16 protein-coding genes and 1 pseudogene are annotated in these 20661 nt (G+C 66.2%); 8 read left to right on the top strand and 9 right to left on the bottom strand.

What is annotated here, in order from left to right:
- Positions 1-11: 11 nt before the first annotated feature.
- The 4 genes from K3G64_RS00580 to K3G64_RS00565 all read right to left on the bottom strand — a co-directional run bounded on the left by K3G64_RS00580 (position 12) and on the right by K3G64_RS00565 (position 7960).
- Positions 12-743 (bottom strand): hypothetical protein, encoded by a 732-nt coding sequence (locus K3G64_RS00580; RefSeq protein ID WP_238884719.1) that lies wholly within the window; start codon positions 741-743, stop codon positions 12-14.
- Positions 740-6406 carry a helicase-related protein gene (locus K3G64_RS00575; RefSeq protein WP_370646923.1) on the bottom strand — a complete coding sequence of 1889 codons (5667 nt, stop codon included), beginning with the start codon at positions 6404-6406 and terminating at the stop codon, positions 740-742. Before K3G64_RS00575 ends, K3G64_RS00580 begins: the two co-directional genes overlap by 4 nt.
- A 98-nt stretch (positions 6407-6504) precedes the next feature.
- Positions 6505-7098 (bottom strand): hypothetical protein, encoded by a 594-nt coding sequence (locus K3G64_RS00570; RefSeq protein WP_238884717.1) that lies wholly within the window; start codon positions 7096-7098, stop codon positions 6505-6507.
- A gap of 73 nt (positions 7099-7171) precedes the next feature.
- Entirely contained in the window at positions 7172-7960 is a 789-nt protein-coding gene (locus K3G64_RS00565) for a hypothetical protein (protein WP_238884715.1), read from the bottom strand.
- A gap of 317 nt (positions 7961-8277) precedes the next feature.
- Between K3G64_RS00565 and K3G64_RS00560 the strand changes: the two genes are divergently transcribed.
- Positions 8278-8538 carry a hypothetical protein gene (locus K3G64_RS00560; protein ID WP_238884714.1) on the top strand — a complete coding sequence of 87 codons (261 nt, stop codon included), beginning with the start codon at positions 8278-8280 and terminating at the stop codon, positions 8536-8538.
- A gap of 186 nt (positions 8539-8724) precedes the next feature.
- Positions 8725-9228 (top strand): hypothetical protein, encoded by a 504-nt coding sequence (locus K3G64_RS00555; RefSeq protein WP_238884713.1) that lies wholly within the window; start codon positions 8725-8727, stop codon positions 9226-9228.
- A 54-nt stretch (positions 9229-9282) separates the two neighbouring features.
- On the opposite strand, the gene K3G64_RS00550 is transcribed toward K3G64_RS00555, so the two are convergent.
- From K3G64_RS00550 to K3G64_RS00535, 5 genes and pseudogenes are all read right to left on the bottom strand, one after another.
- Positions 9283-9630: a hypothetical protein gene (locus K3G64_RS00550; RefSeq protein WP_238884712.1), complete on the bottom strand. Its 348-nt coding sequence runs from the start codon at positions 9628-9630 to the stop codon at positions 9283-9285.
- Positions 9631-9899: 269 nt separating this feature from the next.
- Positions 9900-10910, bottom strand: coding sequence for a ParA family protein (locus tag K3G64_RS00545; RefSeq protein WP_238884711.1), 1011 nt, complete (start codon positions 10908-10910; stop codon positions 9900-9902).
- A gap of 1180 nt (positions 10911-12090) precedes the next feature.
- Positions 12091-12597 carry a hypothetical protein gene (locus K3G64_RS00540; protein WP_238884710.1) on the bottom strand — a complete coding sequence of 169 codons (507 nt, stop codon included), beginning with the start codon at positions 12595-12597 and terminating at the stop codon, positions 12091-12093.
- A gap of 45 nt (positions 12598-12642) precedes the next feature.
- Positions 12643-12756, bottom strand: a pseudogene (locus K3G64_RS25590) (hypothetical protein); the annotation flags it as partial.
- The gene (locus K3G64_RS00535) at positions 12753-13664 is read right to left on the bottom strand and encodes a helix-turn-helix domain-containing protein (protein ID WP_238884708.1); all 912 of its coding nucleotides are present in this window, start codon (positions 13662-13664) and stop codon (positions 12753-12755) included. The pseudogene K3G64_RS25590 and the gene K3G64_RS00535, both read right to left, overlap by 4 nt.
- Positions 13665-14548: 884 nt before the next feature.
- On the opposite strand from K3G64_RS00535, the gene K3G64_RS00530 reads away from it, so the two are divergent.
- The 6 genes from K3G64_RS00530 to K3G64_RS25565 all read left to right on the top strand — a co-directional run bounded on the left by K3G64_RS00530 (position 14549) and on the right by K3G64_RS25565 (position 20603).
- Positions 14549-14866 (top strand): type VII secretion target, encoded by a 318-nt coding sequence (locus K3G64_RS00530; protein ID WP_238884706.1) that lies wholly within the window; start codon positions 14549-14551, stop codon positions 14864-14866.
- A 50-nt stretch (positions 14867-14916) separates the two neighbouring features.
- Complete coding sequence (locus tag K3G64_RS00525; RefSeq protein ID WP_238884704.1) at positions 14917-16683, top strand: PPE domain-containing protein; 1767 nt, start codon at positions 14917-14919, stop codon at positions 16681-16683.
- The gene (locus tag K3G64_RS00520) at positions 16664-17062 is read left to right on the top strand and encodes a hypothetical protein (protein WP_238884703.1); all 399 of its coding nucleotides are present in this window, start codon (positions 16664-16666) and stop codon (positions 17060-17062) included. The genes K3G64_RS00525 and K3G64_RS00520 overlap by 20 nt, the downstream gene beginning before the upstream one ends.
- Positions 17063-17064: 2 nt before the next feature.
- On the top strand, positions 17065-17430 hold the full coding sequence (locus K3G64_RS00515; protein ID WP_238884701.1) for a hypothetical protein: 366 nt from the start codon (positions 17065-17067) through the stop codon (positions 17428-17430).
- Positions 17431-17941: 511 nt separating this feature from the next.
- Positions 17942-18169, top strand: a complete 228-nt coding sequence (locus K3G64_RS00510) for a hypothetical protein (RefSeq protein WP_238884700.1) — start codon at positions 17942-17944, stop codon at positions 18167-18169.
- Positions 18170-18254: 85 nt separating this feature from the next.
- Complete coding sequence (locus K3G64_RS25565; RefSeq protein WP_238884699.1) at positions 18255-20603, top strand: hypothetical protein; 2349 nt, start codon at positions 18255-18257, stop codon at positions 20601-20603.
- The last annotated feature ends 58 nt before the right edge of the window (positions 20604-20661 follow it).

Here is a 20661-nt window from a genome sequence, read left to right as displayed (position 1 = left end):
CTCGGTTGTGGTCATCGGCTCAGGCCTGGTTCGTCGGCGCTTCGGGTGTTGCTGCGGGGTCTGCGCTGTTGCTGGTCGGTCCACCACTGCCGCTGCTCGTCGGTGAGCCCATCGGTCTGCTGGCTGTGGGTGTGGTCGGGGGTGTCGCGCTGACGGTGCTGTTGGCTGGGGATGAGGGCGGCCAGGTGGGGGTGTTCGCGCCAGGCGTCGCCGTAGATGGCGTGGCCGGCCCAGAGGCTGATCGCGGGTACGGCGGGCCCACTGAGCTGCAGGGGCGGGGTGTGGTCTTCCTCGAACGCCATGATCAGGGTGCGGTTGTGCGGTTGGGGGTAGAACTCGGCGAGGTCTTGGTACCAGAACGACACGTAGCCGCCGTCGGGGCGGCTGCACATCAGCCGCAGGTTGGTGGTCAGCACCGCGGCTGGGCGGTGGTTGCGCCAGGTGGGCTGCGAATCGCGCTCGGCGCGGCGTCGTCGGCCATGGTTGAGCGCTCCTTGGGTGGCCATCGCTCCGGCCATGAGCAGCGGGTTGACGAAGAATGGGGCGCCGGCGCGGTCGAAGTGTCCGTCGCCGCCCAGCAGGCGGCTGTAGTGGGCGGGGGCGCTGAGTCTGGTCACCTCGTTGGGTTGCAGCAGCGGGCCGTGTGTGGCCACGGCGGGTGGTGGCGCTCCCCTGCTCAGCGCGGCCGCGCAGCCCTGGGTGTAGCTCCACCATGGGTCGTCGGTGCGTTGCGGGCCGTTCACAGTGCCAGCCCTTCGCCGTTGTCGCGGTCGTCTTCCTCGCCCTGTTCCTGTTGGGAGGCAAGGTATTCGGCGGCGCAGGCTCGCTCGGCCAGCTTTTGGGCGAAGCGGTACTGCTCGGCGGTGTCGAAACCGGATTCCTCGAGGAGGAACGGGGTCGGGTTGAGGTGCAGCGACCATCCGGGTTGTCGGCCGGAGGCCCGCATGCGGTGTTCTGCTTCGGCGGCTTTGGCTTTGGCCGCCTCGGATTCGGCCTCCAGCCGCAGCATGGTGGTCAAGGTGGTGTGTTCTTCTCGCAGCGCAGCGAGTTCGTCGCCGCGGTCGAACGCCTCGACCTCGGTGGCTTGGAGGTCTTCGATGGCGCCGGCGATCTGGTCGTGGGTGCGCTGCAGCCGCTGGTGGTGCTTGGGCAGGTCTTTGTAGAGGTTTTCCACGCGGGTGAGTAAACCTCGGGCTTTGGCGTTGCCGCTGTCATCGAGACTGCCGATGGTTCCGTGCAGGTCCATCACCGTGACATCGATTTCGGCTGACGGCACGTCGGCTTTGATCCATAGTTTCGAGTTGATGTGGTCTCGGCGGGCGAGCAGCCCGACGCCGTTGATCGAGACGTTCAGCGGGCGGTTCTCGTATCCGGGTGCGTTTTTCATGGCGTGGTAGGTGTTGCGGCAGATGGTGGCGAACGCTTCGGCGGCGTCTTTGCGTTCCTTGTGTCCGCGGCCTTCGACCAGGATGGTCGGGCGGGTCTCGGGGTCGCGGGCGGCGGCGTCTTCGGCCACGGGCGCCAGGGTCTGCAGGTCGGAGGCGACGATGGCGAGTTGGCGTTGGTTGGCGGCGATTTCGCGGTCGCGGCTGGCCAGCGTCTCGTGGTGGGAGCGTTCCAGTGCGGCGAGGTGGTCGATCTCGTCCTGCAGCTGCACTTGCCGCACGTAGCGCGGGTCGCCGGTGGCGATGGCTTTGGTTTCGGCGGCGCTGGCGCTGAGGTCTCCCCCACCGACGTCTTCGACTTCATCGACGGCGATGTCGGCGCGTTTGACTTGTTCGATGAACAGCGATTTGGCCTCGATCTTCTGCCACATCACCGTGTCGTAGCTGCCTTCGACGACGTAGTTGAAGATGTGGACCTCGCGGTTCTGGTTGCCTTGTCGGATGATGCGTCCCTCGCGCTGCTCCAGATCGGCTGGGCGCCAAGGGACATCGACGTGATGCAGGGCGACCGCGCGGGCCTGCACGTTGGTGCCGGTGCCCATTTTCTCCGTCGATCCGAGTAGCACCGACACCATTCCGCGGTTGCATTCGTCGAACAGCCGCAGCTTGTCCTCGGGTTTTTCGGCGTCGTGGATGAACCGGATTCTTTCGGCCGGCATGCCGCGGGCGATCAACTCGTCGCGGATCGCGGTGTACATGCCGAAGCTGTCTTTGGGTTTCCCGGCTTTCTTGGTCGGTGTGCCCCGGTCGCAGAAAACGATTTGTAGCGCACCGGGATTGGGCATGTCGTGGCCGTGTTGGGGGTCTTTGTAGATGCGGTCGGCGGTGGCCTTGTGTACCGCCATGACTTGGTCGGCCACGGCCGCGGTGCGCGAGTACGCCGGCGCGGGTAGGTGCACCATGCGGGGGTCGAGGCTGGCTTCGCGACCGTCGTTGCTGATTTTGAGGATGTTGTCGCGGGCCATGTTTTTCGGGTCGATGGCGGTGGCCCGGTAGCCCAGGTCGGTGATGAAGTCTTTGAGTTCCTGGTCGGCGGGAATGTTGATGATGGTGCGTTTGCCGCCGATCAGTTCCGGTAGCTCGATTTTGGCTTGGTCGAGGACCTGGTCGCGGGTGATGACGTCGGTGAACACCGACGACAGCTTCAGCAACTCTTGGAGGTTGGTGAACTTGCCGACGCGGGTGACGGGTTTGAGCTGGGTGCCGGTGGCGTTGACTTCGACGGTGTTGATGGTGGAGGTGAACGCTGCGCCCCAGTCGTTGAGGTGGAACACTCCGGCGTCTTCGAGCAGGTCGGGACGCAGGTAGCGCTGCATGACATACATTTCGCCGAGGCTGTTGGCGACGGGGGTGCCGGTGGCGAAGGTGGCGACCCGTTCGTCGGCCGCGGTGGGCCGGCGGCCGACGGCGAGGGCGTCCTCGCGGCGGCGCTGGCGCAGCAGGTCCATTTTCATGGCCAGGTCGTCGGCACGTTCAGATCCGTTGGGGCAGGCCAATTCCTTGACTGCCGACAGCCGTGTCCTGTTTTTGAACATGTGGGCTTCGTCGACGAATAGGTAGTCCGCGCCGGTCTGTTCGAAGCGCAGCCCGGTGTCCTTGCGGGCCTGATCGGTGAGGTCTTTGAGTTTGGTTTCGTAGCGCTGCAGCGCTTTTTCGAGACGCTTGACGCTGGTGGGGGTGGTGTCCTCGGTGGTGGCGTTGAGGGCCTCGCGCAGGATTTCCAGCTCGCGTTCGATGTAGTCGTGTTGCACTTCGGGCCCGACCGGGATCGCCTCAAACAGCGACTGCGGCACGATCACCATGTCCCAGTCGGAGGTGGCCGACTGGGCGATGAATCGGCGGCGGCCTTCGGGGTCGGTTCCGGGTGCGCCGAGCAGGATTTCAGCGCTGGGATACCACCACTTGGCCTCCTTGCCGACCTGCTCGATGATGTGGTTGGGCACCACGATCCAGGGTTGGCGGGCCAGCCCGAGTCGGCGCAGTTCCATGGCGGCCATGAACATGGTGCCGGATTTGCCGGCGCCGACCACGTGGTCGAGAAGCACGTTGGGTTCGGCGATGATGCGGGCCACCGCATCGCGTTGGTAGGGGTGGGGTTCGAAGCGCTTCGACAGTCCGGGCAGCGTCAGCGCGGCCCCGCAGTACTTGGGTGCCCGCAGGCAGTTGAACCGTTCGTTGTAGACCTTGACCAGTTCGTCGCGGCGGGCCTCGTCGGCGAAGATCCACTTTTGGAACGCCTCGCTGATCTTGGCGGCCTTGGCCTGCACGGCGACGGTGGCGTCGCGGTTGACGCCGGTTCGGCCGGTTCGCTCGGTCTCCTCGGCGGTGTACTTGACGACGATTTCCTTTTGGTTGCACACCATTTCGAGTAGGTCGATGGCGTCGCGGTTGTCGTAGCGGGTGCCCCAGGTTTCGAAGAAGCTGGCGTGGGCCCGGTCGTGGGCGGGGCATTCGATGTTCCACACGCCCTGGATGTGGTCGACTTTGATGCGGGGAATCTTGTGCTCGGAGGGGGCGAAGGTTTCGCGGGCGAACTGGGCGACGTAGCGGGCGTCGATCCAGGGGGATCCGGGGCGGGCGCTGATTTGGCTGGCCTGCTTGTCGAGGGGCTGCACTTTGCGCAGCGCCTCGACGTATTCGTGGTAGCGGGGATCGTTTTCGGCGGCCTGTTCGGCCTGTCGTAGTGCGCGGCGCACGTTGCCCGACAGGGCGGCGGTGGCGGGGATCAGTACGTCGGGGTCGCGTAGTGAGGGAAATACCAGGCCGCGTAGGTGCTGGCGGGCGGCGTCTTTGTCGGTGCCCAGCAGGGTGGCGATGTGGTCGAGGTCGACGCCGCCGTGCTGGTCGAGGCTGATGGCTAGGGCTTCGTCGGCGGTTTCGGCGCGGTCTCGGATGGTGGGCGGGCCGAGCAGGTCGACGGAGAAGATCGGTGCTTTGCGGACCTCTTTGGTCTGCTCGTCGTAGGCCTCTAGGGCCAGCACGGTGGTCCAGGACGGGTCGTTGCGCAGGGCGGTGACGATGTGTGGGCGCAGCTTGTAGGGGCTGGGGGTTTCCCAGGCCTCCTGGTCCCACTGCTCGATGAGTTCCTCGGGGATCCGGGCGGCGTCGGGGTTCTTCTTGCGCCACGACTCGATCTTCTTGGCGAGTTTCTCGTCGTGTTTGTCCTGGGTGATCGCGGCGGGGGTACTCCATTTGAACCGCTGGATCGGGCCGTGGCGTTTGACGTAGGCGTCGTAGAGGCGGTTGAGCCGGCCGCGCAGCTGCTCGCGTTCCTCGGGCGCCAGCCCGTTGCGCTGGGATGCCACCACGGCGTTGGCGGCATCCCGCAGCGCCAGCAGCTTGATCGTCTCGTCCTTGCGGCTCTGGTAGACCTTGGTTTCCACCCACTTGTCGCGGTCCCAGGATTCGAACCGGTCGGCCTCGGTGTTGAAGCGCAGGGTGCCGTAGGCGGGCAGTTGGCCGCCGGTGGCCTTGGTCAGCAGGCCGGGATCGAAGCTGACTTCGGTGACGTCGGTGAGGCTGGCCGGGCTGGCGGTCAGGCCACGGTCCTTGGCCACGGCGGTGTCGATGATCCGGCGCAGGCAGCGGCCCACCTGGTCTGGGACGGCCGAGGGGTCCATCGTGCGCACCTGCAGGGTGGTGCTGCCGTGGATGCCGTGCCCGATCACCGGGGTGCCGAGCATGTGTTCGGGATGCTCATGGAAGTAGGTGTTGACCGGCAGCGACGACCACTGTCCGTCCTCACCGACGAGGTCCATGTCGGCCACAGCCAGCCAGCGGTCCTCCCCCACTGCGATTTCGCGGTCGGCCTCGCGGCGGCGCAGCACGAGGATGTCGGTGACCACCTCGGTGCCGGCGACCCGGCGGAACGCGGCGGTGGGCAACCGGACGGCGCCGAGAAGATCAGCGCGGGCGAGGATTTCACGCCGGGCCTCGTCCTCGACGTTGTCCATGCTGTAGCGGCTGGTGAGGACTACGACGTAGCCGCCGGGAGCGGTCAGCTCGAGGGACTTGACGATGAAGTGGTTGTGGATGGACAGCCGCTTCGGGTTATAGGAAGGGTCACGCAGCGCGAAGTCGCCGAACGGCACGTTGCCGATGACGGCGGCGAAGCTGCCGTTGGGCACGTTGGTGGTTTCGAAGCCCTCGGAACGGATTTGGGCCGACGGGTATAGGTGGGCGGCCACCGCTGCGCTGATCGGGTCCTTCTCGACCCCGACCATCTGGGCGGTCTCGGGTGCCAGCCCGATGAAGGTGCCCGATCCGCAGCCCGGCTCCAGGACGCGGCCGCCGCTGAATCCGGCGTGCTGCACGGCTTTCCACATGTGCTCGGCGATGGCCGGGTCGGTGTAGTGGGCGTTGAGGGTGCTGGCTGAGGCCGCCCGGTACTGCCGCTGCCCCAGCACCTCTTTGAGGTATTCGCGCTGGGACTGGTAGGTGTCCTTGCGGGTGTCGAAGACGTCGGCGACTGCACCCCAGCCCGACCAGCACGCCAGGGTCTGCTGCTCGGCGGCGGTGGCGGGCCGTCCTTCCTGCTGCAGTCGCATCAGGGTGTCGATGACGGCGATGTTGGCCGTCAGCCGGGCCTTGGTGCCCGACGGCACGCGGATGTCGGTGCCGGGCTGAAAGTCCACCGCTGGCGGGTGAACCACTTCCTGCTGCTGTTCGGCGGTCTCCGCCGGGACCGACTCCGAAGCCTCGGCAGCGGCGGTCGCGGTGTCACGCCCTGCGGCGGGCGTCGTGTCGGGGACTGCGCTCAGGTGCGGGCGGGTCTCGTCTGCCTGGGTCGTGGTGTCGGGGGTTTGGGCTTGCAGCGGCGGCACCAGCGTCAGCGGCGGTCGTTGAGGGGGGTGCAGGGTCAGCGTGTGCGGGGCATGCGTTGCCGTCTCGTGTGCCTGTTCCTCGGCGGCGCTGTGGTCGGCGCGGCGCAGCGGGGGTAACGGGGCGCCGCCGGGGTCGATGACCCGGGGATCGGTGGGCAGGTCGAAGCTGTCCTCGGCGAACAGCGCCAGCTGCGGGTCGTCGTGCTCGTCGCGCCGGCGCGTCTTCTTCGTGCGGGTTACTCGATCGGGTACCCGTCGGCCCGCAACTCCTCCTCCACCAGCGCCGTGAGTCGGGGCACCAGGTGGTGGCGGGGGCTGGTGGGCACGGGGCGGCCTTCCTCCGCGCGGGTCGCTAGCAGGTAGGCGGCCTTGACCCGGAACATCGCCGACCGTTGTGGCCATACCCTGTCGACCAGATCCTCCACCGCTTCGCTGGGTTCGGTCCGGTAGCGGATGTCGCGCCACCGGTCCTCCCAGCTCACCTCGGGACTTGGCCGGCTGGCCGTCTCCGCCTGATCCTGTGCCGGTGCCGCCATCAGCGCGTACAGCTCCTCCCGCACGACCGCCTCCCGGGCGTTCTCCAGCGCTGTCTCGTGCAGACCGACCGTGGTCTGATGGTCGGGGTCCTGGCCTGGATGGGCCGTGCGCCACCGACTGATCGCGTCCTCGGCCAGGTCCATCGACAACTGGGCGGCCTTGGCGTCCAGCCGCTCGGTCACCAGGCTGAGAAACCTCTCGGTCTGCTCGCTGGACCAGCCCGTCGGCAGGCCGAGCTGACGGTAGGCGGCCTCGACCGCCTCGCGCATCCATTGGCTGCTCACGGTCTTCATTCTCCGATGCGTTGATGCTGAACAGATCCGGTTGCTGCTGGTCGCCCATAGCAGCCTCCCTACGGCCATACCGCTAGTCATGGATTTCTCCCTTACCTGCGGCATCGCCCTCATCGGGGCTGCCCGAATCTGGGTCCAGCACGGCTCGCCGTGCCGGGTCTCCCACTTCTGCTATCGCGACGTTGACACGGGTCAAAGCCTCGTCTACGTCGGACTGAAGCTGCGCCACGCTCTGGGCCTGGCGATTGAGTCTGATCTTGACGGCCTTTAGGGTGTCGCGGACCGCGTTGAGCGGCACCAGCGCGGGATGGGCGACCGCGGCGCCGATCCGCACCGGGGCTCCCCCGCGCAGCACTGTCAGCGCCGATCCGCGTTCCCACATCAGGAACCGGTCGATGCGGTCCAGTGTCTCGGCGGTCGGCACGTACCCGCGCCGGCCCAGTGTCGCCAGCGTCGAGCGGCCCGGGCCGCCGATCGCGGCGAACTTCGACTTCGTCATGTTCAGTTCACGCAGCCGACGCTCGATCGCGCTGACCAGCGCGTTGTAATCCCACTGGGCTGGGTCTTCGTTCGGGTTGAACAGGGTGTCAAGGGTGACCCCCGTCCGAGCCTCTTCCTCGGGCAGATTCGACTTCGGCAGGTGGCTGTACACGCCGTGCTCACGCGGCACCGGGTCGCGGCCATACAGAACAGCCTTGGCTGACCCAGGTTCCCACACCAGCAGGTCATCGAGTTTAGTGAGGGTCTGCAAGTTCGGGACACGGTCCGCGTCACGCAAGCTAGTCAGGGTTGAGCGCGATAGGATTCCGAGCTTGGAGGCGCCGAGCAGGCTGAAGCCCAGCTCCCGCAGACGGATCTGCATCTGCTGGGACAGCCGTGCGACGTCGGGTTGCCCGTCGGAGTCCACGTCGGGCTCAACGGCCGCGATGATCGCCTCCTTGGTCCGCTGCTCAACAGGACCACAAAAGCCCTGATCGGTCCCCCGATATTACATGCCTGACACGCATACAGATAGGGCAACATCGCGCAATCGTCAGCCGCCTTCTGCAACAGGATGGTCTACACCCGATCACGTGCACGTCACTCCCCCACAGCCGTGACTGCAACATCCCCTATGACATGCGATGCAACATCAGCTGCGGCCTTGTGCGCGGTGCTCTGCAGCCACCTGGTCTGATCATGGCGTTTCAGGTGTGGCGCCGCGCGCCAATGGTGCTGGCAACTCGAAAATCCTTGTGGACACGAACGTTTCAGCGCAGTCGTCGTCCGTTATGCGACTTGAACGGTGCGGCTGAAGATCTGTGGGTACTTCTCGCGCAAAGCCTCGAAGGCGAGCTCGGCCATGTCGGCGTCCCGCTCATCGGCGAACTCTTTGAAGCCGGAATGTTCTTCGGGCAGGAGTCGCACGCCCAGGAGCTTGGTTCGCTGCCGCTTTTCTGAGCGCGGCTTCTGTGAAACACCCACTGACTCGTCCCTTCGCCCGGTGCTCAGCGCCGTTCGGTTGACCAAATTGTACAAAGCGCTGCTGCTTTTGCCTATTCTGGCCGTGGCCGTGTCGCCTTTGCGCGGTAGCCTTATGAGGCAATTTGAGCGTTGTCGACATCGTTTTGGTCTCGGGAGTCGGTTGTGGCTGCTGTGCAAGGGTGGAAGTACCCGCCCGAAGGTGTGCCGTCAGAGCCGGAGCCGGGCCGCGCGTCGATTCCGTTGAGTGAGGCCGCTGAGCGTGTGGGGGCCGATCGGCGTACGTTGCTGGCAGCCATCAAGAAGGGGCACCTGGCCGGATGGGCCAGACCGGGCCCTGGGCACCTGCGGTGGTACGTCTACGAGGATGCTCTGCCGGGGCAGGCCGGCGACGACGTCAGCAGCACGATTACCAGGCTGGAAGCCGAAAACGCGCGGCTGCGGGCCGAGATTGCCGATCTGCACGCCGCTCGGGACGGCGACGGGGACCGTGACGGCGAGCACAGCGCTATCGCTGATTTGCGTGCTCGTGTGGTGCGGGCGGAGGCAGCCAATCTGCTACTTGTGGCCGCGCACGCCGATCTAGCCGCGGCCGCAGACAAGTATCGACAGGCGTTGGTGCAGTACATGACGCCCGGGCACGTCGGAGAGCTGACCGAAGGGCCGTGAGCGGGGCCTGTGACCCGCTCCCCTCCCCCGCCGCCGCGTCCTGGCTGTGCGCGCTCAAGCGACGTCGCGGCGTCCGGGCAGGAAGGCGTTCAATACGGGCGCGATCCAAGTGCTGCGTGTGTCAAACCCCAGCTCAGCGCCGATACGGTCGATGACTTCTTCCTGTTCAGGTGTCGGGCTGAAGCCGATCTGCACGCTTCCACCGCCGAGGTAGCGCACGGCGTTGGGATCGGCGGGAAACAGTGGATTCACCGGGGCGGTGCTGACTGTCGAATCCTTGATGATCTCGGCCAGCTCGGCGTGCTTGGCGCTGATGGCCTCGAGGACTACCTGCAGATTGGTGGCCTTCTGCTTGTGCCGGTAGGCCTCGAATCGGGCCTTCACACCGGGGCTGACGTACACCGCTGTGACGGGCTTACTGCGGGTACGGGGTCGCCCTGGGCGGCGGCCACGCACGGCGGTTATCGCACCGTCGGGTGATTCGGCGGCCGGTCGGATCGGCGTGGGTGGGGCGAGCGATTCTGGTTGTGGGGTTGGTTCGTGGGATCGTGTGGGCGCTGCTGGTGGTGCGGTCTCCCCCACCAGATCGGCCAGGCCCGCTCCTCGCGGCTTCGCCGGCGCTCCCAGGTCAGACAGATCCTCGTTGGGCATTCCTTGTTGACGCAAGTTGCTCATGGCCACACTCCTTGTTCGATCATTTCGCCTCGCCGCTTGGCTGCGCGGGTCAGGACTTCGGCGGCAAGTTTGGCGAAGTCTTCGGCTACCAGTCGCGATGTTTCGCTCACGGTGGTGGCGTTCTTCGCGCTGCCTTTACGTAGTTCCCAATACTTCGGATTGTTCTGAATCTCTTGCTCGAGTTCGTGGGCAAGCAGACCGTATTTGACCATCTCGTTGGCTACCGATTCCGCGTGGCGCACAAAGCTGTCGAGCAGCATGTCGGAGCTTTGGCCGAGGTCTGCCGAGACGCTTTGCGCGATGTCGCGGCGGATCTTCTTCGATCCGGTGCCCGACCCGAAGACGAACACAGCTAGCAGCATCAGATACGGGTTGTGCTCCCGCATACCCCGAATATCGGCGGCGATATCGCGCAGTCCTGAGCGCGAGTACTCGTCGGTTCTCATCGGGACGATGACAAATCGGCCGGCGCACAAAGCGATGTTCGAAAGCAGTGGGTTCTCGGGCGGTGTGTCAATGATGATCAACTGGTAGCCCCCGGCGATGCGTTGAAGGCATTGCGCCAGGGCGAGGTGTACCCGGTGGGCATCCTCTTTCGTCGACATCTCCGCCGACAGCACCGACACAATTCGGCGAACGTAGGCGCCTCCGGGAACGACGTCGAGGTTCGGCCGGACATTGCGCACGGGTGTCAGTGGTGCGCCGGTGGTGACCGCGCTGAAGAGGTTGCGCCCCTTGTCGTCGCGCTCGGTGTTGGCGAAGCCGAGTAGCAGGGCGCAGTTGCCTTGTCCGTTGAGGTCGATAAGCAGGGTCCGCGCGCCGTCGGAGGCGACGAGAGCGCTTAGGTGTGCGCTGGTGGTGGTTTTTCCGACGCCACCTTTGCCGTTCCCGACCACGTACACGTGGCCGAGACGCGCCCAGTCGATAGTCGCTGCCGGTTCGTCCCATGTCGATAGGCTGTGAGTCATGTGTGCCTCACCTGCAGCCGCGGCGCCGTATTTCTGCACCGGGCAGCGCATCTCGCGATGCGGTGAGGCGCGTAGTTGTTCATGGCTTCCGAAGTGTAGTGGGGTCAAGGCGACTCGCCATTGCACAACTCGCCGCGACCGACCCGCCGCAGACAGTGGCGCGCGGTATCGAGATGGTCGACGCAACGGTCCCGGCAAACGTTGTGACTGCCCCCGTGGGCGCGGCTGCAGCCACAGGCCCGATGCGTTCCACGGAGGTGCAAGCACTCGTCGTCACGCCCCCAAAGGCTTCGCTCCGGATGGCGACGTGGGCGATACTCAACGTGGGCAACGACCCGGTGATGACAGCGTGGTTGACGATTCTCGGCGCAGCCGCTGCGGTCCCGGTGCTGCGAATAGGCCGATCAGCAGGCCCTTCAGTGTCGAGCGACACCTAGGTGAATACCTGACTGAATACCTGACACGATACCGCGCTCTCAATTTGACCGTAAATCGCAGTCGCGGGTGCGCAGAAGGTTGTGAGCGCGACAGATCGCAGACCTGCTGTCTTCGTCAAGGACAGGATGCGTATCGGGATAAAGGGTGTCGGCAGCAAACGCACGGCTCGCCCGGTGGCAAGCGGCATGTGCCCTATGCCCGCACACAAATTGTTGCCGATGCCTTTCGGCGTGTCGCGGACCCCGTTTCTGCGTATATCGAGTCCGGGGTGTTCATCCAGGCCGAGTACGCGATCGCGGCCCGAACACCGAACCGGGTTGCTCCCACAATGAAGTGGAGCGCATCTGTCAGAACAGCGTTTCGCGCCAGGCGCGAAATCTATCGCGGCGCAGCGGTGTTCAGTCCAGATACCCCGTATGCCTGTGCACAGCGCTGTACCGTCCTCGGAGCATGCACGGACGTACTCGCAGCAATCGCCGTGGAGGGTAAGGCCGATGCCTGGGGCGCAATGTATTGCGGCAGCCGCCAGCCAATGGGCGGCGGTGTGGTGGCGTTGATGGGACCGCGAGCCTTCCGAGTTGCTCGGATGGCAGTACGTGTCGAAGCCGCGAACGACATCGGGTAGCGTTGCGCCAAGGCCAGTCGTGGACGAGGTCGTGTAGCAGGTGATGGGCGGGGTTACGGATTTCGGCCTGGGGCAGTGGGGCGTCGGCACGGCGGGGAGATGTCGAAGCGTCACAGTGACGAAACGGGCTGTGCTGTCCCCTTGGTTAGGGCCACGTCAAAGGGCTGCGCGCACGTTCTCGGCGTCACGTGCGGGGCAGATTCGATTTCCGCCGTCGAGATACACCCAGTGGGCCTGGCGCCAGAAGAATTTGGTGTAGGCCGGATCGTATGGTGCGGGCACGATGTAGCCGAGGCGCTCGACGAACTGCGGTTCGGCGTTGCCGATGGCGGCCGCGCAGGGCCGGCAGACGGCGTAGACGTCGCTGGCACGTTGAGCGGTCCACGGGTCTTGGTCAGCCACCCGGCTGCCCAGCGTGTCGAAGGTTAGGCGGCAGTCTCGGGTCATGATCTCGCAATGTCCCGAGGATCGCGCCGCGATGGTGCGCAGAACAGCGTTCTGCCGACCGGGGGTGGTCGGTACGGTCGCCAAGGGGCGCTTGGGCGCTTGCGCCGCCGGCAGCTGGCTCGCCTCACTCAACGGGGCGTCGGGCATGCGGGCGATGGCAAGCAGTTGCGAGGCGACTTCGGTCGGGTTTTTGTCGATGAAGATTCCTGCCCACATGCCAAATGAGGCCCTGACGCGCACAGCCTCAGCTGCGCACCACCGTCTCATGGGGCACGCCAGGCAGTTCAGAAGCGCGTGCACGGTGTCCGACTTGTCGAACCAGCGTTCGGGGTCGGTCGCGCAAGCCGGCTGTAGTTGCGAACGCGCGGCGTTCATGACGGGTCCAGCCCCGGCTTAGGTGCGAGACGCCGCTGCCGCATGCGGCGGAGGGCATCTTCGAGCTCTCTGCGGGCCGCCGCGCGCCCGGGCCCGTTAAGCGCCGCGCGCCCGATCTCCCGACCGCGGCGGTGCTCCTCTCGCGCCGCGGCGTTCTTGGCGATACGCGCGCGGTCGGCGGCCAGCTGCTCGGCTTCGCGAGCCTCGTCGAGCGCGGCAGGCCGCTCCTCGAGATTCCCGTGCCATTTCAGGATGTGGCCGAGTAGGCCGGCGGGCTTGTGCGGGCTGTCGGGGACCCAGTTGCCGACGCCGATGTAATCCCTGATGAGCTGGTTGATGTCGCGTGCGGTCCATGAATGCGTTTCGGCGGCGGCCAGAAGCTTCGCCCAGGGCTTGGTCGTGCGATAGCGGCGGACCCACGGTGGGCTGTGCGGGCTCGTAACCCATTCACGGGCCAGGCGGCCCCCCGCCTCTGGGCTTTCGCGCCGCGAAGCGGTGCGCCGACCGGCGGCTTGGCGCCGGCTGCGGGTAGTGAGTTCTTTCTTAACAGAAGGTTTTTCGTAAAGAAGAGACCCTCCGGGATGGGGTGACAGAACCCGAGTGCGGTCGTCGTGCAGGACCCACACCGAGGCCCAGCCGCGGCCACGGTCGCCCACTCTCCAGCTGGCCATGCGCTCGTGCTTTGTGCGCTGTCGACCGCGGAGCACTTCGGTGGCGACCCCGAGTAAACGAAGTGCCGTCGTGGCCCGCTGGACGGTGCGAATGCTGACTCCGGCCCGGGCGGCCAGGGTGGCGTTGGTGGGGCGGCAGTCGCGGCCTGTGCGGTAATCGGCGAAGGCTGCACGCGCTTCAGCGACCTGGATCAGCGTCGTGAGGCTGATCGGGTTGCCCGGCATGGCGGGCCGCACGTGCGTCTCGTAGCGCCGCTTGTAGGCCTCGGCTACGGTCTTGTGAGCCCACCGCTCTGGGCCTCCTGACCAGCACGGGACACCTGCCCATGCCTTCTCGCCGAGGTCGAGCTTGATGAGGGTGCGAACATTGGGGGAGTGGTCGTGGCCGGCGGCTCGAAGAATCCATGTGGGCGCCGTGCGCGCTGTGCCCGACCGGGGTGCGGATCTTGTGCACCCGCGGTAGGGCAGTACAACCGTGGGTGTTGATTTATCACGGTTCGCCAACACCTCTGGCACCGCGCCAGGGCATGCGCTACCGTGGAATCTGTCCTTCACAGACAATCCCTTCGGGGTAGGTGCGCAAGCACCCGAGTCGAGCGCCAACTCGACTCACCGCACTCGGCTCCCGGCAGCTACCGGGGGCCGAAGTGCTTTGTGGCGTAGGGTGTTGCGCCTATTTAGTTGCGAGTAGCAGCGGCCCGGGGGCTGCCGCTAGTTAGTTGTTGTGCAGCCCTCCTTGGTCGAGGTTTCGGCTAGGCGATGCCGCCAGCAGCAATCTGCCCCTGCGGCGGTTTAACCGCCGGGTGTGGCTTCGCGTGTGCGGGCGCAAAGCGGCTGACATGGGTTCAGCATGACGGTGCAAAAGTGAAAACTGAGGTTGACACGCCGACCTACGGTTAAACCGCGCCGCTCGTGAGTTGTGGCCTCGCTGGCGCGCCCCCTGGTAGGTGCTGCGATGGCGACGGTGCAAATCCATAACGGCCCACCCCTTCATCTCGGAACCGACTTAGTCTGTAAGAGAGTTCCCGGCGTATTGCACACTTCCCTTACGTACGGTACACAATAGGACAGTTCGTGAACATGTTAGGCACATCGGACGGGGTGAGAGAGGCTGAATCGTTATGAGCGCTGATCAGATCAGTTTGGACCCGGCGGCCGCGGCAGCGCTGGCCGACCGTTGGGACGCCTACGCCGACGAACTGCAGCAGTACGTCGCGGCGACTCAGCCCGACATCGCGCAGTTGAGCAACCAGCTGGGCCCGATTTATACGGCGTTCATCCAGGCCAAGGCGCTGGAGACGACCGAACGCGGTCTGAGCTACGAGCGTGTCATCGCCTGGGCTCGCGGGCACGCGCAGAAACTGCGCAATCATCGGACTGGATTCGAGGTCGCTGACGACGAGACCGCCCGCGCCATCGACGCCGCGGTATCGAACTGACCTCAATGGTCATCGGGTGGGTTCGGAGTTGAACCGGGAAAGGGGCTGGCGTGGTTAATATTTCGTTCGAACCGGCCGCCCTTGCCGCCCATGGTCGCGAGTTGGCCGACGATGCGGCCGGGCACGCACCCTCCTGTTCGCTGTGCCAGCCGGCGGCCCCCGACGAGGTGTCGACCGCCGTGGCCGCGTCGTTCACCGCTTGGGCCACAGGCCTGGAACAGCTGCTCGCGCATTCGATCGCCCAGCGGGCCGCCGGCGGAATGGCCGTGGCCACTACCGCGGCGGCACTCGAGGAAAGTGACGTCGAGGCGGCCACGGTGATTTCCAGCTATGGACAGGCCCGGCCGACCTCGGCGGTGCCCGTGCTGCCCACCGGGCCGGGCCAGCTGCCGTCGTTGCCCGCCGCCCCGGCGGTTCCCGCCGCGCCCACACCCATGCCCGCTGAAACCTGGTCAGCACTCATCCACGGCGGGCCGGGTTCAGAGCCGCTGCGCACGTTGGCGACTCAATTCCGCACGCTGGCAACGGAGTTGGACAAGCAAGCCGGGGATACCAAGCGGACGGCACACGGGGTCGACGCGAACTGGAATGAGGGGAATCAACCCGCCGGCCGCAACATTTCCGAGCACGCCTCGTGGTTGGCCGATGCCGCGAACTACGCCCGGACGCTGGCCTCCTCAGCGGAGTCGGCGGCCAACACCGTCGACAACACCCGCACCGCCACACCGACGCCGGAGACGTTCAAGACATTGCGCGAGGAGTACCGCACCGCGCTGCAGAAGTTCACCTCCAGCGCGGGTGTGATCAGTGAGCCACTGGTGGTGGCCAAGTCCAACATCTCCACCGCGCAGGCCCAGGCCGTCGCCGCACAGGCCAGCTACGCGCTGGCCGCCAACACCGACACCGTGAGCGTGCCGGCACCACCACCGGCGCCACCGCCAATCGTGGGCAACACCCCTGGCAGCGAGAAGGCACAGTACAAAGAGCCGACCGCCGAGGCTGCCGAAAAGAAGGACGAACCGGAGCCCACCGGCAAGGACGTCAAGGACGGCCCCGGGTCTGGCGATCCTGGCGCCGAGGGTGATTCGGCGACCAACAGCGAGCTCGATCCGACAGCGCAGGCGTCGGGCGATATCGCGGCCGTGGAGCAGGGGGAGGTTCCCGGTGCGCCGACTGCGGCCCAGCCGCCCCTGACTCCGGCCACCGATGCCAGCGCCGGCGCCGCGGGCGCCGTCCTGGGCTCGATTCTGGGTGCGGTGACCCAGTCTGCGGGCGGCGCTTCGGGGATGATGCCCGGTGGGGGAGCCTCTCCGCTGTCGGCGCTGTCGGGGATCCCGAGCCTCCCAAGCCTCGGTGGTATGCCCGGCACCGGCGGTGAGGGCTTGCCGCCCCCGGAGGACATGGGCTTTGACGACCTCGGCGCGGGTGATCCAGGCGCCACCACCCCGGCCAGCAGCGGTGGTGGTGGTGGCGGCGGCGGGTTGTCTGCTGGCGGCCCATCAAGTTCGGTGTCGGCGGCCGCACCCGGCGCTGCGATCATCCCACCGGCCAGCGCACCGCCTGCCGCGGCGGTTCCGTCCACTGGCCGGGCCGGTGGGATGGGGATGGGGGCCATGTATCCGCCGGTGATGGGCGGCATGGGCGGCAACAACACGCCCGAAAGGGATAAAGACCTGTTCCCCGACAAGCGTGTCGTGCATCGCGACCATGCGAACACCGAGCCGGTGTTCGGGGAGTTGGAACAAGTGAGGAAGCGTCCTGGCCGGCGTACGTCGTCCAAGACTCAGGAGGAGACCGATGGCCACACCACCCCTTAACCCTGCCGCCGAGGCGGCGCTGGCACCGCTGAACAGGATGCTGGATGCGATCTACGCCTGGGACGAGGAGACCGACGCGTTCCTTTCCAGCACCAGCGACGACGACGACATCATCGTCGTGCACGACTCTCGAGGACGGCTGCTCGACCTCGATGTTCGGGAGGGGCTCCAGCAGGAGTTGACCATCGGCGAACTCAACGAGCGCATCAGCGATGCGTTGGCGCAGAACGCCCGCAAGGCCGCCGATGGGCTCGATGCGATCTCACAGAAGCTGTTTGACGAGTGCGCGAAGATCGCCTCACCCGAGCTACGCCAGCATCCTGTGGCTAATCAGCTCGCCCAAGCACTGCACAGCCCGAACAACCAACGGAGGCAGTAGTAATGCCCGCAGTCACACCATCGGGACAGTCAGCCGACAACATCGAGGTCAAGCCGATGGCGCTCATCGCCGATGGCGCGGACACGGCGGCCGAGGCTGCCAGCGTTGCCGCCGCCGGGGCGGGCGGGGCGGCTGGAGCCGCCGCGGCGACGGCTGCTGGAGCGGGACCAGATCCGGTGAGTGCGGCGATCACCGCCGCCATGAGTCCCTGGGCTGCGGAACTGGCCGCATGTCAAGCCCAGGCTACTGCGCTGGCAAGCGAAACGGCTGCGACCGACGGCACCTGCGCGGGCACGTTGGAAGCCGCGGATGGTCAGGCGGCCGCCGCCATCAGCGCTGCTGTGCCTGGACCGGGGGCCGCAGTCTGACCGGTTTTTCCGGGCAAGGTGTTGGTCATGAGCGGTAGGCTCTAACCATCCACCCGATACGCAGGGAGACATGATGAGCCACCCCATCACAACCGGGCCCGGCACAGGACGCGCATACGGGACCGGCTATCAACCCGCCCCTTCGGGGTGGGGCTACCAGCCATCCGCGGAGGGGACGGCCCATCAGCCGCCCACGCCCGAGGGGACCGGCTACCAACCAGCACCTGCTCCCGGACCTTTTGGTCCACCTACTGTGGCGCCCAAGCGCCCACGCCGAGTCGGCCTCATCGCGGCGATCGCTGCCACTGCCCTGATCTCTGCCGGGTTGGGCGCCGCAGTCGGAACCGTCGTTACCAATTCGGCCTCGTCGAGCGACGGTGCTGCTCAAACACCTACGCCAACGAATACTGCAGCTGCACCGGCCACCGGGGACACCCACGAACAGGACGTGGGGTTGTGCACTCGCTACGCGGCCATCAACAGTGCCATTCCGAAGCCATACGACAATGCGATGGACATTCTGCCGGCTGCGGCTGCGCTGCAGGCGTCGCTGGAGGACTACCCGGGGGCGAGCGAACCGATACGGCAGGCGATGTCAGACGTCGTGTCGGCGTACTACGCGCGAATCGCGGTATTCGGCGGCGTCCGGGAGCGAGGCTTGGCTGAGCCGCCTCCCGATGACAAGCAGGCAGCGCAGGCCGCGTACGACAAAGCCTGGGAAATCTGCGGATTCGAATGAGGGCTGACGTAGCGGGGAGTGACGTATGGCTGCGGTAGGTGGCGGGGCGGGCGATGTTCAGCGTCCGCCCGGTGTTGGCGCTCACATGGCGATTGGTGAGTTCTGGCCGAGTATCAGCGAGAGCGACATTCAGAGTGTCGCCGACGAGCACCGAGCGGCTGAGACCAGGTTCTCCAGCTACGGCGATACCTTGAAGCGCAAGCTCACAACGAGCCCGGACCTCCTTCAAGGGCAGGCTGGCATCGCGCGGGGCGAACGGCTCACCGAGATGCGCAATCACGCCTACGACACGGCCGATCATCTCGGCTCCAAAGTCGCGACCGCGGAGTCCTACAAGAGCACCGTCGTCGGCCTGAAAATGGACCTCACCCGGATCGGGGACGCCGCTCAAACAGCTTGGGAGACAGCACGACAGACCAGGACACCGTTTTCCGTTGCCCCTTTCAAAGCGGAGGCCGCCACGGCGGTCAGCACCGCGCTCGGAGACATCGCGGCTGCTCCGCCACCACTTCCTATGCCTGGAGAGGATGGCTCCGCCACACCGGGCGATCACAAGACACAGAAGGACGAACGAACCACCGAAAGTGAAGACACTGGTGTCGAGGAGAATGCGAATGCGCCGGTCGCCAAAGACAGCGAAGCGGGGGAACAGGTTGACAAGAACAACTCCGAGGCCTCTGCGCTGGACGGGAATGCACCTGCCATAGAGGGCACTGGGCAATCCGATGCGCCGATAACGGAAGCACCTGCTCAGGCTGTTTCTGATCCCGGTACCGCTGCAGTGTCGCCGGCGGTAGGTACGCCCACGACCGGCTCACCCGGTATGCCGACGAGCCTGCCGACGGGAGGAGCACCGTCCGCTGGGAGTGGCATGGGCTCGATACGGCCGCCGCAGGTGCCGTCGTCGGGTCTGAGTGGATTGAGCGGGAATCCGTTAAAGGATGTGGCGACGGCACCGGCGTCGTCGATGTCGGATGCGCTGTCGAGTAATCCGGTGAGTAATCCAAATCCGTTGTCGAGTGTGGCGAGTAGTTTCCAGTCGGGGTTGGCGTCGGGTATGGGCGCTTCGGGTGCGGTGTCTCCGACACCGGCGCCGCCGCTGGAAAAGTTTGCGGCGCAGCATCCTTCGGCGACTCCGGTCGCGCCTGCCGGGCCGCAGGGCCCGGTGGTTCCCGCTCAGGGAACGACTGCGGCCGCACCGAGCCCACCGCCTCCTGTTGGCGGCGGCGGTGGTGGTGTGGCGCCGATGGTGCCCCCGAGCGGTGGCGGCGGCGGTTTGGCGCCGTATGTTCCGCCCGGTGGCGGTGGGGGGCCGGTGGCACCGCCTGGTGCGGGGACGGTGCCGGCGTCGGCTCAGCCGTCCCCTCCGGTCGGCCCCACGCCGCAGCAGGGCGGCGGCGGTGCGGGCGCTCCGTTGGTCGCCGGCAGCGGGGGTGCCGGTGCTGGTGCGGCACTGACGGATTCGGAGCCGAGTGCCGATCTGCTGCTGGCTCGGCGGGTTCTGGATGGACTGGTCCGCGGTACCGAGGTTCGGGAGGACCTACTCAACGGCGGCTTCGTGCAGTGGGCTGTGTCGGTGGTGCAGCTGCCGTCGGGTCCGTCGGTGTCGATCGCGTCGAGTGTGGGTGGCGGTGCCTACTTGCCGCCTGGGGTGTTCATTCCGAACTCGGCGCACCTGGCGGTGTTCGATGAGCTGCTTCCTCTGAACTGGGCTACCCGGTTCATGGGGGTTGAGCAGCCGACAACTTTGCTTGCAGCTCACGCCGAGGAATTGTCGCGGTATGTGCCCGGGGCCCGCCGGTCTGCGTTGGTGACCACCGAGCTGGGGGTTGCTCGACCGGTTGGGTGGCCTGATTTCGAGTCTGTCCGTGCTGTCGAGATCCTGCACGCCCCTGGCGAGGCTCCGAGCGTTGGTGGTGGATACGTCCACCGGTTGATGACGGTGGACCGGCCGGCCTGGGCGAAGGTGCAGGCCATCTTGCAGCAAGGTCTGGGGCTGCAGGCCGCTGGATCGATCACCGAGGCTGTGCTGGCTGCTGCTGCGCAGACGCCGAGTCCAATGTCGGGGGTGGACGGTCAGCAGATGCGGCTGATCGAGCAGTACGACGTGGATCATGTGTTGGAGCCGTTGCGCAGCCATACCCCGGTGGACTGGGATGCCCACTACCGCAACGTGATTGAGCGACATAATTCTGCGGTTTTGCATCCGAGCATGGCCGGAGCGGTGCTCGACGCCGACGACTCCGAGGTGTCGCGGGCGTCGCAGCAGGTGTACGTGCATTTCTATCGGGCGGGCCTGATGATCGAGCTGCTGAGGTGTTGGCGTGATCAGCCGCCGTCGCTGCCCGATCTGGTCTACTGCGCCAAGATTGCCGGGTTCGGCCATGTTGTCGATGCGGTGTTGGCGCCACGGCCGCAGACTGCGCCGAGCTGACCGGCGACGAACCATCTGCCGCAATTGTGCCTGACATGTTCACTCATTGCATGAATAT

The sequence above is a fragment of the Mycobacterium sp. IDR2000157661 genome (assembly GCF_022317005.1).
Classification (GTDB): domain Bacteria; phylum Actinomycetota; class Actinomycetes; order Mycobacteriales; family Mycobacteriaceae; genus Mycobacterium.
Note: the sequence above shows the minus strand (reverse complement) of the source record. Positions and strands in the feature narration are given on the sequence as shown.